Annotated in this window: 12 protein-coding genes; 6 read left to right on the top strand and 6 right to left on the bottom strand. The window is 44.0% G+C overall.

Annotated features, from left to right (window positions below):
• Positions 1-88 precede the first annotated feature (88 nt).
• From DOM22_RS00535 to DOM22_RS00525, 3 genes are read left to right on the top strand one after another with little or no spacing between them, the layout of a single operon-like run.
• Complete coding sequence (locus tag DOM22_RS00535; protein ID WP_142698524.1) at positions 89-1,096, top strand: diacylglycerol kinase family protein; 1,008 nt, start codon at positions 89-91, stop codon at positions 1,094-1,096.
• The gene (locus DOM22_RS00530) at positions 1,054-2,124 is read left to right on the top strand and encodes an SDR family oxidoreductase (RefSeq protein ID WP_246845776.1); all 1,071 of its coding nucleotides are present in this window, start codon (positions 1,054-1,056) and stop codon (positions 2,122-2,124) included. The genes DOM22_RS00535 and DOM22_RS00530 overlap by 43 nt, the downstream gene beginning before the upstream one ends.
• Positions 2,093-4,216, top strand: coding sequence for a dehydrogenase (locus tag DOM22_RS00525; RefSeq protein ID WP_142698523.1), 2,124 nt, complete (start codon positions 2,093-2,095; stop codon positions 4,214-4,216). The genes DOM22_RS00530 and DOM22_RS00525 overlap by 32 nt, the downstream gene beginning before the upstream one ends.
• A gap of 4 nt (positions 4,217-4,220) precedes the next feature.
• Here the strand turns inward: DOM22_RS00525 and DOM22_RS00520 are convergent, their stop codons facing one another.
• Together DOM22_RS00520 and DOM22_RS00515 are read right to left on the bottom strand one after the other, a co-directional pair.
• A complete protein-coding gene (locus DOM22_RS00520; RefSeq protein ID WP_142698522.1) occupies positions 4,221-5,429 on the bottom strand; it encodes an FtsX-like permease family protein in 1,209 nt (402 codons plus the stop codon).
• 4 nt (positions 5,430-5,433) lie between these two features.
• Complete coding sequence (locus DOM22_RS00515) at positions 5,434-6,114, bottom strand: ABC transporter ATP-binding protein (RefSeq protein WP_142698521.1); 681 nt, start codon at positions 6,112-6,114, stop codon at positions 5,434-5,436.
• Positions 6,115-6,190: 76 nt separating this feature from the next.
• Here DOM22_RS00515 and DOM22_RS00510 point away from each other — a divergent pair, with 76 nt between their 5' ends.
• The 3 genes from DOM22_RS00510 to DOM22_RS00500 are packed head-to-tail and all read left to right on the top strand — an operon-like array spanning position 6,191 to position 9,091.
• Complete coding sequence (locus DOM22_RS00510) at positions 6,191-6,898, top strand: outer membrane lipoprotein-sorting protein (protein ID WP_142698520.1); 708 nt, start codon at positions 6,191-6,193, stop codon at positions 6,896-6,898.
• Positions 6,895-7,980 (top strand): hypothetical protein, encoded by a 1,086-nt coding sequence (locus tag DOM22_RS00505; protein ID WP_142698519.1) that lies wholly within the window; start codon positions 6,895-6,897, stop codon positions 7,978-7,980. The genes DOM22_RS00510 and DOM22_RS00505 overlap by 4 nt, the downstream gene beginning before the upstream one ends.
• Positions 7,952-9,091: a DUF3419 family protein gene (locus DOM22_RS00500; RefSeq protein ID WP_246845775.1), complete on the top strand. Its 1,140-nt coding sequence runs from the start codon at positions 7,952-7,954 to the stop codon at positions 9,089-9,091. Before DOM22_RS00505 ends, DOM22_RS00500 begins: the two co-directional genes overlap by 29 nt.
• 4 nt (positions 9,092-9,095) lie before the next feature.
• Here DOM22_RS00500 and DOM22_RS00495 read toward each other — a convergent pair whose 3' ends face one another.
• The 4 genes from DOM22_RS00495 to DOM22_RS00480 are packed head-to-tail and all read right to left on the bottom strand — an operon-like array spanning position 9,096 to position 15,771.
• Complete coding sequence (locus DOM22_RS00495) at positions 9,096-11,777, bottom strand: phosphoenolpyruvate synthase (RefSeq protein WP_142698518.1); 2,682 nt, start codon at positions 11,775-11,777, stop codon at positions 9,096-9,098.
• Between the two features lies 1 nt (position 11,778).
• A complete protein-coding gene (locus tag DOM22_RS00490; protein WP_246845774.1) occupies positions 11,779-12,648 on the bottom strand; it encodes a UbiA family prenyltransferase in 870 nt (289 codons plus the stop codon).
• The gene (locus DOM22_RS00485; protein ID WP_142698517.1) at positions 12,641-15,022 is read right to left on the bottom strand and encodes an alpha/beta fold hydrolase; all 2,382 of its coding nucleotides are present in this window, start codon (positions 15,020-15,022) and stop codon (positions 12,641-12,643) included. Before DOM22_RS00485 ends, DOM22_RS00490 begins: the two co-directional genes overlap by 8 nt.
• Positions 15,019-15,771, bottom strand: a complete 753-nt coding sequence (locus DOM22_RS00480; RefSeq protein ID WP_142698516.1) for a formyltransferase family protein — start codon at positions 15,769-15,771, stop codon at positions 15,019-15,021. The genes DOM22_RS00485 and DOM22_RS00480 overlap by 4 nt, the downstream gene beginning before the upstream one ends.
• Positions 15,772-16,012: the final 241 nt, after the last annotated feature.

Below are 16,012 nucleotides of genomic sequence, written 5' to 3'. Positions count from 1 at the left end.
GCTTCCCACCTAGAAACTATTGCTAGACGGCGCTCCCAGGTAGGGGCACATAACATGCAATTAAGGGGATCATTCATAGAGGTATGTCATGAGAGTTTCGATCCTAATCAATCCGAAGGCAGGCTCGTCCAATCAAGGGCAAGTGGAAGCTATTGTTCGCGAAGCGCTTTTCCGTTGTGATTTGCATTTTGCTGCCCCCAAAACTCTTGAGGAATTGGACCTCTTTTTAGCCCATGAAATGTTGAATAAAACCAACGCCCTGATCATCTGTGGCGGTGATGGTACGATCAATGTGACATTCCAAACTATGATCCGAATCCATGAAAGATTGGGTTTCGATATGCCACCAGTTACTCTGGTGCGCTCTGGGACTGCCAACGACCTTGCGGAAAGAATGGGTATTTCAACTAAAATTCACCAAGCCGTGCGCAATATTCTTGAAGGAACGACAAAAAATATCGATGTGATTGAAGTCACAGGTGATGGCAAAAAATCCTATATGCTAACGAATGGTGGATTGGGACTACCAGCAATGACGGCCGAAATGTCTAATGACTTCCGCAGCTATTTGCAAAAAAGATCCGACTGCCCGAAGGCAACATTGGCATTCAAGTTCTTAGCAAAACAAAGTTATTCGATGGTTAAAAAGATGGGACCACAGATCTATTCGATGATGGCCCTTGAAGCCATTCGCACTTGGGATCCCACAGATTGGAATTTAGAAGTTAATATTCCCAATAAATCGAAGTTTGAAACAACAGCTCCCATCATTCTAGTGAACAATCAACCGAATGTGGCTTCCACATTTACTCCTGCTCCTTTTACCTCAAATACTGATGGAACCATGAACCTATTGATTTCTGAATCTAGCTCTCAAGCAGAACACGTTCGCACGGCTTTGAACATCCGTCGTGGGACAGCTGCAAGACTACCGTATTCTAAATCTTACGAGTTGAAAGAGTTTTCATTGAAAACTAAAAACTCAAAACGTCCACTGACGTTCTTTGGTGACGGCGAAGTTCTGCATAAAGGTGTCAGTGAACTGACTGTGAAATGTCTGCACCGTTTCTTACCAATCGTGGTGGCAGCAAAATGACGAACAAATCAAAACCTAAAATTTTGGTGACGGGTGGTACGGGCTTTCTGGGTCAGAAGGTTGTTCCATTGCTGCGTGAAAATTTTCAGGTTTACGTGATGTCCCGCTCGGACAATACCGAAGTTCAAGGTGACTTGCGCAAGTGGAATGCGGGCTTGGACATTGAAGCTTTAAAAGCTGAAAAATTTGATATCTTGTTACACATGGCAGGTCTTTATGATCTAACTGCTACACACGAAGAATGTTTTCACCACAATATCACTGGAACTGGTACCGCTCTTAAGGTTGCAAGTCTTTTAAATATTCCTGTGTTCATGAATACAAGCTCCGTTGCAGCAGCTGTGAATTCAAAATTGCCTGCCGTGAAACCTTACGATTTAAATTTCTCAAGTTCATTCCCCGATCCCTATTCTGAATCCAAAGCTTTAGCCGAAAAAACCATTCAAAACTGGAATCACGAATTCCGTTTGAAAGTTAATTTTCGTCTAGGAGTTTTAGTCGGGGACACCGTTGACGGTGAAATTCAACGTATCGATGGCCCTTATCAAGCACCCGTGGCTTTCGATCGTTTGAAAAAAGTTATTGAAGCATTCCCCACAGTACTACCGGTTCCTGGAACAGTCGGTAGAACTTTGCCTTTGGTACCCGTTGATAAAGCGGCTGAAGCTATTGTTAAATTTTGTAATTGGTCTTTGAATTCAGACAATACTTCTTATCGAAGCTTTCATATCACGCCAAAGCATGGACTTGATATCGAAGAACTTTATAAATCGACTTTGGAAAATCGAAGTATCAGCAACAAGGGCATTAAACTTGTAGATAACGTTCCGGAGACACTGCTGAAGGCCGTCTCTGAACTAGCCTTGAAGTTTCCCCAGGAAGAACTAAACTATCTTCTGCATTTTCCTAAATACGACTCCAGTGATACTGAAGCAGTTTTAGGTGCAAACTGGTGTCCTGAGTTCAAAGAGTACGAAGCTACTTTCTGGAGAGGCTATGAAAAGTACATATCGCATCGCAGAGATTAGTTTCGGTCGCCCCTTCTGGGATGCTTCCTTTGAATTTGATTACGGTGGCAATCACTTTGAAGTACAACGCTTTGGAGTGCAATTCTCCGTCGATCTGATGAAAAATCTGATCACAAGTTTGCGTGATCAAGTTGATGCCTTCGCTTTGACAAGTCTTCCTCCTGTCATCCGCATGGATGGAAAAAGCTACGTTCACAGTCAGTATCTTGAGATCATGGGTTTACCGTCTTCGGTACCCATTTGTGACGGCACGGGGCTTCGTGAAATTGCCAATATCAATTCACTCGTAAAAATGATCGATCAAGGTAAAGTTCAGCCGGAACAGGGTGTATTCTTTCCAACTGCAATTCTCAATCTGGAAATAGAAGAGTTTCTTCGTCATCGTTACCCAAAATCAGTGCACATGGGGGATGCTTTTGCGCTTTTAGGGCTGCCTTTTGTTATTCGTCCCTTCAAAGGCCTTAAGACAGTCACCAAAACAGCTCTTAATTTTGCGACAATGCGTGACCTGCGTAACAACACTCCTTTTGCAGAAAATAAATTTCAAAAGATGATGCGTTCATCTTTGGTTTCTCAAGCTGAGCACCTGCAATACGTCTGCGGTGATCTTCCGATTATTTTACTTTATGACTCTGGTGCTGACGTTGTTCGCAACAAAGATGTAATCGTCTGGTCACATCATCCATTGATGGAGCAAGAGCTTAAAAAATACGAACCAAGATCCATCATCAATCTTTTCCCTGAAGAATTTAACGTCAGCCCATATATGAACTATTCGATCTTGGACGCCGTCCTTCGTTTAACTCACAACAGAACGGCTCCGCTTTCCAATGAGGAGTGGGAACAACTCCTGGCGACTGAAACAGAAGTTCGTGATGTGGCTCGCCAGTATACGACTACGCGCCAGACTTCCACTCAGGCAAAGGTTTCAAAAGGAATCAATTTCGTCAGAGGTAAACTTAAAAAAGAAGAGCCACCTGATTTCGCATTCGTTGTGCATGCTCTTTCTCACAATGACTTTACACGTGTTCCAGGATTTGGAATTTTAAAACAAATGCCTAAATCATGGAATGATCCATTTGATCGCCTGATTTCTAAAGCTCCACCGATTGTTTACGGTGAAATCAAACACGTGATCAGTCAGCACAATGGCAAGGAAGTCAGCGGTATCATCTATGGGTTAATGGCGACACCAAAAGTATTAAAAGAATCTGATCCTGAAGTGATCTATCGCCAAATCGAAGGCATCTGTCGAGACGCCGCTGCTCGTGGTGCTAAGATCGCGGGTCTTGGCGCCTACACTAAGATCGTCGGTGACCAAGGTATCACGATCAATCAAAACAGTCCGATTCCTGTGACCACTGGTAACAGTCTAAGTGCTTCTGCGACTTTGTGGGGTCTTAACCAAGCTGTTAGAAAAATGGGTTTTGTTACCATCGACCCAAGTGACAATCGCGTAAACGGCATGGCGATGGTTATCGGTGCGACGGGTTCTATTGGTAAGGTTTCGGCAAAACTTCTCGCACTGACATTTAAAAAACTTTGCTTGGTGGCGCCAAGAATGAATCGCTTGGAAGAACTGCGTGAAGAGATCCGTCAAATTGCGCCAAACTGTGAAATCATTTTATCGACGAACGCAAATGAACTGGCTTCCCAAGCGGATGCGCTGTTGACGGCGACTTCATCCTTCGATCAAAAAATCGTGGATGTGATGCTTTTGAAACCCGGCTGCGTTGTCGCGGACTGTTCTCGTCCATTGGATTTCGAAATGGAAGACGTTAGAAAACGTCCTGACGTTTTGATCATGGAATCCGGCGAAGTGAATTTGCCAGGTCCAATGCAAATGTCTTGTGATTTGGGCTTACCGGGAAAAACCGTTTATGCCTGCCTCGCAGAAACGGCGCTGTTAGCAATGGAAGGTCGTCACGAATCATTCACGATGGGCCGTGATATCGAATGGGACAAAGTGAAGCAGATCTATAAGATGGCTGTAAAACACGGGGTCGAATTGGCGGAAATCCAAGGTCACATGGGTGTTATCACCGACCGTGAGTTTGAACTAACCCGCCAACTTGCTCTTTTGAAAAGATAATCTTTTACGTCGAGCGCAGTAATTCTGGAATGGATCTGCGCAAAAGTTTGAAGATCGGCCAGCAGCTGGCAATGATCGCCGTAAACATCGGCAACAACAATGCCTGCACATAATGACTTCCTTGAATCTCAATGAAAATCAAATACTGACGAGTAATCCCTGGGCCTGGAGGCATCGGGATTCCAGATGCCAAAACCGTCTTCGTGCAAAGCAAGGCCAGTAAAATCCCCAAGATCCCGCCGAACAATCCCAAGAATGAATTCTCCAGCAAAAGAATTTTAAACAGACGACTGCGCTTTTCACCATTGGCTCTTAGGGCACCAATCTCGCCACCACGCTCAAGCAAGCCGACTGCGATGGTATTGAAAATACCCAATGCCACGATCAACAAAATAATCATACGGATAAAGGCAAACTGTGCTGACAAAAAGTCCACCGAATTTTGATAGTATACTTTATCCAGAATTTCAAAGCGCACAGGCTCAAGATTTGGATCCGCTTGAGTGATGTTCTTGGCTACTTCATCCCAGTGATCCACACCCGTTGTCGCAAGCGAGAACAATTCCACGCGCTGAGTATCAAGCAGGCGTTGAGCTTGCTTCAGGTGCAAGCGATAGTAACCATCATCGATGGCCTTAATACCCATATGAAAAACACCGGCAACTTTTAAATCAGCACCATTTAGCTGACCATTGATCGTTTGAGTTAAAAGAGTCAGTGTGTCGCCCGCTTTAACGTCCAAAGAATCAGCCAAACCCTTACCAAGAATGATTTCGCTTTCATCTTTAAGGTCGCCACCGGAAATAAAGTTCATCTTATCAAAGAACTTATTTTCTCTTTCCGGCAAAACCCCCTCGCCACGTCCACCCAGCGTGATTCCACCCTTGGCTAGAAAGCTATAAAATGAAAGACGGGGGAAGACTTGTTCCACACCGGTAGCCGACAAAAGCTTCTTCTCGGCCTCTTCCGGATTTTCAATCCACATCTTCCAAGGTTGTTCGAATACTTTTCCGTAATAACCTTTAGGAAAAACTTGGCCAAAACCATAGTAACCGTGGATGGTATTCTCGCGGTATTGATTCATGATCCCGCTGTTGAATCCTTGGTAGATCAAAAGAGCGGCAGCACCCAAACATACGGTTAACAGACTTGCTGCTGTTCTGCGCGGGTTACGGAAAAGATTTCTCCAGGCAATTTTAAAAATCTCAGTCATGTGCTTATGCTCCTGTAGAAATTTGGCCGTCTTTGATGTGATGGATCGTCTCTGCATACTTAACTAGATGAGCGTCGTGCGTGGAGAAAATAAAACTAGTGCGTTGAGATTTCTGAAGTTCCTTGAAGGCACCAATGATTTTTTCAGACGTTTCAGAATCCAAGTTCGCGGTCGGCTCGTCCGCCAGAACCACGGATGGTTTTTTAGCAATCGCACGGGCAATCGCTGCCCTTTGACGTTGACCACCAGATAACTCCAACGGTTTTTTGTGCGCGTGATTCGCAATTCCCAGTAAATCCAAAGTTTCTAGTGCCGTCTTTTTTGCATCTGCCTGGGAATAACCCAAAGATGGTAAGAAATAAGACGTATTTTCCAAAATCGTCAGAGTCGGAATTAAGTAGAAGCTTTGAAAAACAAATCCCACTTGATGAAGACGGATATTTTCCTTTTCACGCTCTGGAAGGTTGCCCACATCTTGACCCCCAAAAATGATTTGGCCATTTGTCGGGGAATCCAATAATCCAAGAAGATTTAATAGCGTGGTTTTACCGGATCCACTGGGACCGACGATGCAACAAAAACAGGCCTCATCAAAAGAGATATTCAAAGTCTTCAAAACGGGCACTTTTTGTTTATTCCACTCATAGGAGTAATCTAGGTTTTGAAGTCTGTATAGCGCACTCACAGTTGCTCCTTTGAATACGGAAGGTTAAAGTGGAGGAGGCTCAAACAGTATAGATACTTAAATTGTGGAGATCATCATGAAAATCCTAAAGGCTAAACTAATTATCTTCGGTCTGGTTTTTTCAGCGTTAGCAGCGAAGGCCGCATCTCCCGACCAAATGATTCAAGCCGCAGACAAAATTCGTAATCCTTCAGATTCCTACGAAATGCAAATCCAAGTGGAAACTTCAGAGGGCACTTCCGTTTTTGACGTTTCTCTTAAAGGCCAAGATAAAACAATGATCATCACGAAAGAACCGGCTCGCGATAAAGGCCGCAACATGCTGATGCTTGACCGTGATTTTCATGCCTACATTCCTAACTTAAAAAGATCGATGCGCTTATCCTTGGCGCAAAAACTTTCTGGCCAGGTTGCAAACGGTGATATCTCCAGAACCAGATGGGCTGGTGACTACACTGTTACCAAAGAATCTGAGAATGCTAACGAAGTACAATTGTTACTTAAAGGATCCAAAGAAAACCTAACTTATGCATGGATTCGTCTGTGGTTGAAAAAATCAAATGCGCAGCCACTCCGTGCTGATTACTTGGGTCTTGATGGGAAAACGATCTTGAAGCGTGCTTCTTTTGAAGATTATAAAAATATCGCAGGCGCGGTTCGTCCAACGACTATTAAAATTCAAGACGTGAACAAACAGGTTAGCTACATCCGCATCAAAAGCATGAAACCTAAAACTTTCGATGACAGCTTCTTCACGACCCGCAATATGGAAAGCATGAAGTGAGGTTTTGGCTTGCCTGGGCTTTATTGTTAGCCTCACTTTCTGCACGTGCTGATCTGACCTTAGGCTCTCGATACGAATATATCGGTGGGGAAAACAAGGAAGAGATGGCGAACCGCCTAATACTGCATTCAAAACTGAATGCAGAGGCCGGTCATTTCAAACTGTTTGCAGACGGATTCGGCGACTTCGATTATGCCCAAAATGCTGAAGAACGCAGATCTCCGCATCGCGGTTATCTTCAAGAAGCCTATTTGGAGTTAAGAGCGGGATCTTCCTATTTCCGCGTCGGTCAACAAGCCATGCGCTGGAGTGATAGCTGGGTCGTGCCATCTTTGGATGTGTGGACAGGCCGACGCTACAACCGGTTGTTCTTTGATCCCTTTGCGGACCAGCTAACACATTCGCAAGGCGCATCTTATTCCTATGAATCCGAGACATTCGGGTTGGATTTGGTCGGCGTCAGTAAACTTGCACAAACCTATTACCCTGAACCTTTGCCGGAAACCCTGACCTACGATGACGACGGTACGTCAGGTTATGGAGCACGAGTTAAAATTAACGGTAAAGGAATCGCATTCACTGCTTTAGCCGCGCGCGTGGCGATGAAAAACGTGTATGGAATGACGGCGAACTATGCCTTTGAAAAAGCCGTTCCTAAGATTGAAATCGGTGGAAGTCGCGACTATTCGATTCATGCAGATCCTGATTACGAGGACGAATACTTCGGATCACTGGGCGTTGATTTATTTTTGGGTAATTTCGTTATCCTTCCCATGGTCACTTTCTATGATTCGGGAAGATTTAGTACGAACACGCATGACTATAAGGCTTTGTACTACGTAAGCATGGTCTGGAATCCCAACCGTCACGATCTACAGGCGCAAATATATTATAACTCAATCAACCAAGATGCCTTTGCAAGTTTGAGTTACGGATACAACATTACAGATTGGTTTACGCTGACTGGATTCGTACAGTATTACGAAGGCACCGAGGACAGTCTTTTTACAGTTTATAAAAACATGACCGGCGGCTCTGTTGCTGGAATTCGATTTGAAGTTACTGGAAACTTACCTTTTTAGAAACGAGGACATGATGGCGAGCGAATATTTTTCAGATTTAAATTACACTCTGTCCAACGAAGACACTCGTATCGAGTTTGATCTTCTTCCAGAAAACTGTGACCGCGTATTTAGTATTGCGGGCTCCGGCGCACGTTGCATGCCTTTGATTGCCAAAAATCCTGCGGTTCTGGATGTAATCGATATGTCGGTAAGCCAAAATTATCTTTGCGAATTACGCTTCCAAAGTATGAAGTCTCTGACTTATGAAGAATACTTGTTCTTTATGGGTTACCGGGGTGCTTTGCAATCCGGCAGCGACACTGGCGACGATCGTGTTGCTATGTTCAATAAATTGAACCTCTCGGAAGCAGCCAAAAAATATTGGGAAGAACGCAAAAATGGTTGGGCTCCCCATGGCTTTATCCTTTTGGGCCGCTGGGAATCTCACTTCCAAAAATTGGGTTACTTGTTCCGCGAAGTTCTTAAGTGTGATTTCTCAAAAGTTTTTGCAGCGCAAAGCTTGTCTGAACAAATTGAGCTGTATGAAAAACACTGGCCAAAAATTCGTTGGAACACTTTCATCAAGGTCGCGGCAAGTGAGTTTGTGTTTAACAAATACCTTTATAAAGGTCACTTCAGCGGTAGCGATGGACACAAAACAGAGTCTCGCCCACCAAGCCAGTTCATCGTTGAAGAGTTTGACCGTATCTTTCGCACACAATTAGTTCGCAAGAACTACTTCATGCAGATTCTATTCTTAGGCAGCATCCGTCACGAAGAAGGTCTTCCACTGGAAGCACACCACCATATCTTTGAAGCGGTAAAGAAATCGAATACAAAAGTGAACTACCTGTTGGGTAACTTGCTCGAGTATTTGCCAAAGCAAAAATACAGCTTCATTTCTCTGTCTGACACGATCTCTTACTTAAGTGACCAGGATGCGAATCAGGTTTTGCAAAAACTGAACAAAGAAAATACTTCAGGAACTTGCATGGTGATCCGTTCTTTCATGCGTGCTGCAAAAGAAATGGATTTGACGGGTTGGCAGGAGCTTAAAGACAAAAACGCCTGGGCCGCTAAAACTGACGGCACAGGCGTTTATCAATTCCACATTTATAAGAAATCCTAAGCGACTATTCGCTGAGGATTTCCACTGTACCGGCTTTGCCATCCATACGGATGCGCATGCCGGTTTTCAAAGTCTTCGTCAGACCCGGAATACTGACCACCGCAGGAATACCCATCTCTCGGGCTACGATCGCTGAGTGCGATAGCAAACTTCCACGCTCAACCAGCAAACCTGAAATCGCAGGATACAATGGAACCCATCCTGGATCTGTTCTCGCCGTCACCAAAATCTCGCCATTCAAATCCAAGTTATCACCTGGATTAAGGATAACTTTCACCACGCCCTCTAAAATACCTGGGCAGCATGGAAGACCTTTTAGATCGTAAGTTGCATTTGGATCAATTGGAGCTTCTTCCACCGGTTTTACGAACGTATTATTCCAATAAGCCGCACCACGAGTCATAATACGTGGATCCGTATCTTCAGTGAAGCCATCGTACTCTTTTTTACGGAGCTGAACGAAGTTATTCAAATTGTACGCTGGCAAAGTGCCATTGTAGATTCCGAATACTTCCTCGATCGTCAGCCAGAAAATATCACGTGGATTTTCCAAAGCACTCAAACTGGCAAGATCTTCGCCGATAGCTTGAAAGATCGTGCGTGCAATACCATAGATGCGAGTTCTTGCAAAACGCGTGTTCTCGCGGTTTTTCACAGCCTTACGAGCGTGTTTTAACACCCAGAAGTACATGCTGCGACGGAATCCAGAAAGATGACCCGCAACTTTTTCTTCGGCCTGAGCACGCAATGATTTTTCATGGGCATCGTCGTGGACTTCAACTTTACCAGCTTTTAGATAGTTCTTTAAACAAACGAATAAGTAGCTTGGATCCGTCAAAAGGTCGATTTCTTCAAGCTTCATTTCGCTCATACAGCGGAAACCGTATTTATCCAAGTAGTCCAATACCAGATGATAGAAGTTTTCATAGTTAGACTGATTCAAAGCTTCCAGACCATCTTTTGGATCTGTCGTTTCAATCAATGTCTTTAAACCAGGATTTTTAGCGGCAATGCTTGCCAAACGAAGTAATGCTTTCGTCGGCTCTGCACTCTCAAGACCGCCTTCGCCCGCAAGCAGGTCGTTTTGAATTGTCGAATCCAAACCAGAAAGCCATTTATTCGTAAGCTTTTTCAGCAAACCAAAATGCACCATGCACAGGAAGTCATTAATGATCGGTGCTTTCCAACGACCCAGCATGTTTCTTTCAAGCTCTGCGTAGATCTGAATCAACTGGTCGCCACGCATTCTCTTAAGAGGCATTGCACGGTACCTGTCATAATCGCGATGGAAGGTTTTTAGGAAATCATCCACCACAGTCTGAATCGTAAAGTGATACTTAATAAAATTGAAACCCGTCACCATCTGACGAAGTTTCCCAGCTGGAGTATCCCAAGACGGGTGCGGCTTAATGCGATTTGCGATTTCATCCGTCAATGACTCAGAAACACCCATCATCGTTTCCATAAACTCGCGGTTTTGCTTAAACCCTGGAAGAACACCGACCAGTTTGTACCAGTTGAACAGGTTGTAATACACGCGGCCGTTGATCGAACCCAACATGTACGACAAATAGTTATCCATATCCTTAATGATTTCGGAAGGGACACCCAGAACTTCGCAGAACTGCACATATACGGCTTTATAGTTGCGCAAAGCAAAGCTAAAGCTCAATGGCGACGTCAAACCACCATACGATTCAATGATGTTGGAGTTATCCCACAGATTTGGGTAGCCGACTAAATCAGATTCCAGATTCGTCACAGGACGGGTTTGTAGAATATAAAGCTTTCCGTCTTGAATAGCCCACTCGATATCCTGAGGACGGTAATAGCTATTTTGAATTTTCATGCCCCATTTATAAAGGTCATTCAATTCTGAATCCGTCAATGACGACGCATTCTTTTTAGATTCCTCAACTGGTAATAACTGACAGTGGCCAGAAGAAGACTTTTTCATCTGCTCTGACTTTTCCACGATCTCTTTTTTATCCAAAGCACCCGTCGCGGAATTTAACCAATAAGAATCCGCATCCAATGCACCTGAAACCAGGCCTTCGCCGACACCATAGACCGAGGAGATCACAAAGTTCGTAAGATTTTTAGCAACGGGATCACAAGTGAACATCACCCCTGATTTATCTGGATCAAGCATGCGCTGAAGGACGACGGATACAGAGATCTTTTTAAGATCAATCCCGTTTTCCTGACGATAAACCAAAGCACGCTCGCTGAAAGCCGACGCCCAGCACTTTTTAATAAAATCTAAAATGTCCTGCTTACCACTCACATAAAGGAAGCTGCTTAACTGACCCGCAAATGAATGAGACACGCTGTCTTCGTCTGCCGCCGATGAGCGCACAGAAAAGACCGTGCTTTGATTTAACATCGTCAGCGCTTGGTCCACAGATTGACTTAAGTATTCAGTCGCCGCCGTGGATTCAAAGATTGCCAGAATGTCTTTCTCGGCCTGAGCCGGAGACAAAGTACCCGCCATCACCTGATCCACTTTCGCAGAGACAGCCGCACGGACATTCTTTGCATCCAGGAATTCATTAAAATACTTTTTACCGAATACCACCCACTCAGGAACTGGCACCCCGGCTTGAGACATCAAATAAAGGTTATACCCTTTTCCGCCGGCTTCATTCTTTGCAAATAACAATGTGGATTTTTTTGTGACCAACATTTTACGCTCCTAGCACAATAGACATAACGATGAAGTGACCCAGCAAATAGGCACCCGTAACACCGCGGAAAAGTTTTGCGTTTACCGCTTTCGGCTTAAATAAATAGGCAATAGTTGCGACCAAATAAACAGCCGCCAGCAGACAAGGCCACATCAAGAATTCACCGAATTGATATCTTAGCAGTGCCAAGCCCAACACGACCTGACTGATCGACAAAAGATAAGCGCCTTTAGTTCCAAAGATATTTGAATAGCTTGGAACGTTTTCTTTTTCTTCCTCAGGAGCAAAGGTCTTTCTGGCAAATTCGAACAGGTTAAAGAAACACCAGTTCACTAAAAAGAAAGCGGCGTGTTTACACAAAATCGATAGATCTGTAGCTCCAGAAATTCCCACCGCTGCAGAAATCCCCAACAGCACACTAACGAATGTATGAGAGACAGCGTACGTCGTCAGGTGAGGGCGAAGAATATCTCCGATAAAAAACTCTTCGTACATGAGAAGGCTATAACCAATTCCCAGAACATGTACCAAAAAACTTGGCAAACCCAATTGCGATACAACCACTAACTCAAGCAGGATCAAAATCATTAATGCGTGCTTCACCTGCGTAACGGATAAGATACCGCGAGCCAAGGGACGTGTTGGGTTGATTTTTAAATCAACTTCATAGTCTTTAATCTCATCAAACAGACGCATCCTGAAAAAGAACGACAACATCAAAACAAAAGCCATCGCAAAACGGCTCCAGCTCCAATCATGGCTTTCTATTTTCGCCAAATACAAACCATTCGCCACCGTAAAGGCGACAATCATAGGAATATATTGGAACGGACTAAAGCGTTCTTTAATAAGAATCAGCCAGTTACGCAATCACAACTCCAGGTTGAGAAAGTTGGTCACGCAGTACTTTATACTCAACTTTAGAGTGATGGCGTGGATCCATCGGTACTTTGTCGACAAAAAGAATTTTGTCCAAAGGAATTCCATTTTTCCCAAAGACGCGTTGGATTTCTTTGCGAGCCCCTTCGAAATCAAATGTTGCTTTGTCGATTTCGGCCTTTAGCTCAATCGCCGCATAAGTCGCTTCACCCAGCTTTTCATCAGCCATACCCAGAAATGCACAACGATACGCAAAAGGCATGCGTTTTAACAATACTTCAGCCGTCACCGGGAAGAAGTACTTACCAGCTCTTTGAATCGCATTATTCACGCGACCCACGATCCACAAGTTTTTATCTTGGTCGATATAAGCAAGGTCACCCGTGCGGTGCCATACGCGATTTTCAGCATCCATGATTTTAGTCGTCTTAAAGGCTGCTTCATTATTGTAGTACTCGCGGCACACATGATCCCCGGTACAGATGAACTCGCCGACTTCACCCTTAGAAACCTCAACTCCCGTCCATGAGCCATTCTTCAGTTCAATTGGACCGTCTTTTCTAATCACGAATTTAAAATCAACGTCTTCACTGATATGACCGACGTTCACGCCCTCTTCGATAATCTCTGGATCTGTTTGTTTTGTTTCTTTCAACATGTCACGGCCTTCAATATGGGCCATTGGTTCTGCTTCAGTAGAACCATACAAAATCCAAAGTTCCGTCTGAGGTGCAATTTCATAGAACGCTTTAACGTCGTCTTTTGAAATCGGAGCCCCACCCGTAACCACGCGACGAAGCTTATTTAGGATAATGCTTTTTTCTTTACAGAACTTTGCAAGCCCAACCAACATAGAAGGCGAAAGCGTTGTGCAATTAATATTTTCATTAATGATCTGACAAGCCAGGATCGCGGAATCACGCTCTGAAGGAGCCGATAAGTCCAACGCTGGCAAAATCGTAGTTACACCTGAAGCCAGGTTATTCAAACTGAAAATAGGGAAAGCTGGCATATCGCGATCTTGCTCAGTATACGGAATAACATGCGACAAGGCGTGGTGTTGCGCTGACAAGAAACGGTGAGTACGGTTGGCACCCTTAGGTTTACCAGTCGAACCCGTCGTGAAAGTAATAAGTGCCGAGAATTCAGATTCAACCGCACACACTGGAGAAATCGGGGCCTTCAATAAAGTTTCAAACTTATGAGTGAATTTCTCGCCAGGACCATAAAGAATACGGATTGGCATCGAGTTAAATTCAGGAACTTGATCTACCAAATCAAACGCCATTTTAAAGCTGATCATGGCTTTAGGGCCCACACATTCAGCAGAAGCCCCCAAGTGATGAGAGCGCGCCCAGGAATCCAGGAAAACGGCAATTGCACCGATTTTTTGAACGGCGAACATCGCCGTGTACATATCCAGACTCATTGGCAAAAAGATAATAACTCTGTCGCCTTTTTGGATACCGATATCAATCAGACCTTGAGCGAATGAGGAAATACGTGTGGAAAAGTCTTTATAGTTAATTTCATCATGCTGGAACGGAGTTTTCGGATCGCCATTCCATTGCATCAATGATTCACGACGAGCCCATCGCAAAGCCACACGATCAGGAAATTCACGCAAATGTTTCTCCATATAGCTGATAACGTTGTTTTGTTCGCTTTCGCCAGCGTGATATCCGATTTTTGTGGACGTCATTAAAAGCTCCTTCGAGATCATTTCCGGATGAGACCACAGCATGCCGTGACCTGCATTTTCTAGATATTTAATCGTGATGTTTGGATATTGTTTTAAGATTTTATTCTGAGAATCGGCACTGCTGATTTTATCGTCATTACCATAGATCACCGTGATTGGTGTCTGCCTGACATCAGCTTTACTCAAAGGGTTTGCTTGCATTTGCATTTTTACGAAGGCCGTTTTCTGCCACATTTGCCAATGCTGCATGCGGTTTTCGATTTCTTTATAGTAGGGCAGGCCTTCAACTTTAAAAGGATAAATCAAATCATTCAAAAAGACGTCTTTGCTTTTCTTATGATTACCCTGAATCAGTTTCTCTCCGAGCCATGGTGTTTTTAAAAGAGCTTGTGCGACTCCAGAAAGGGGTCTTTCGATATTCACGTAAGGAGCAAGCAAAACGACTCTTTCAACGTGCGCAGCAACCTTCGGCAATGCTTTCAAAATACGATAAGCACCCCAGGAGTGGCCCAACAAAATCACTTTCTCGGGGCTTTGTTGAATTTCCCTAATCCAATCGTCTGAATAAGCATCAACAGCCTTAATTTTCACATTCTGATTTTGTAGCAAGGACCAATCTTGAGGAGCGCCAGGATTGCCATGAAGAGCAAAGATGATTTTCATATTTTAGTACCTCTCCACTGAAGTTTGTAAAAGTCCATCAAGCCGGGATTGCTGCGATATTTTGTTTTCTCAGTTTTGATATTTTCCAAGCCTGAAAAAATATTCTCTGAAGCTTTATTCTTCTCGAGATCTTTAAGTAACTTTTCGATCGCTTGAGATTCTATTAAAGACCCTTCGAATATAGATGTCATATAGTTTGAAGGAGAGGTCTTGACCTCGCCCACATGAAGAATAGGTCCATCGTCCAATTTGGAAGTCATCTGATGAATCGAAAATCCAAACTTAGTTTTTTCCATATGTGCCCAGAAGTCGCACATAAGGCCGCGTTGCTCGGGAAGAAGGCCGTGATGAATGTTGATGCAACCATAGCGTGGAGTTTTCAAAAGATTTTTTTTGAAGAAAGAACGCGTGCGAGCGTTAACTATGAGTTCAACGTTTTCTTCTTGGATGAAGTTCAATGTCTCAACGGAATTAATATCTGAAACAATTCGAAATGCTTTTCCGTGTTTTTCAAACATCGCTTTTTTGCGTGCGTTTGATTTACCGAAGTAATTTTTCAAAAGATGCATCCCCATGCGAGGCGCCGCGAAGGAGATAATTAGCAGCAAGGCTTTTGCTGCAATTTTCCAATCACGATTTTCAACTAAGATCAGGCCATGCACACGATCACTTTTTGCAAGATGATTGATAAATCCCTCGTAGTTGCCAGGGACAAAAGTGACGGTAGAGCTCACAAGGAATGTTTTCATGAGTAGTCCTTGAAAATCCTAATGGTTAAAGTTGCTTAAAGGGGTTGCATGGCCAAGAAATGCAGCTTTTGTGCCCTAAAAGGGGGCTCTTAGGAGCAATAGGAACGCTCTGAAGTAGGATAACCTGCATAGGCTCATGACAGTGCCCGAGAGTGGCAGCAGTTCGGCATATCTTTAGAAATTACAGGTATTTAAGAGGTACCCCAGAAACGAAAAAACCAGCTCTAGGCTGGTTTTGGTG

This window comes from Bdellovibrio sp. ZAP7 (genome assembly GCF_006874645.1).
Classification (GTDB): Bacteria; Bdellovibrionota; Bdellovibrionia; order Bdellovibrionales; family Bdellovibrionaceae; genus Bdellovibrio.
Note: the sequence above shows the minus strand (reverse complement) of the source record. Positions and strands in the feature narration are given on the sequence as shown.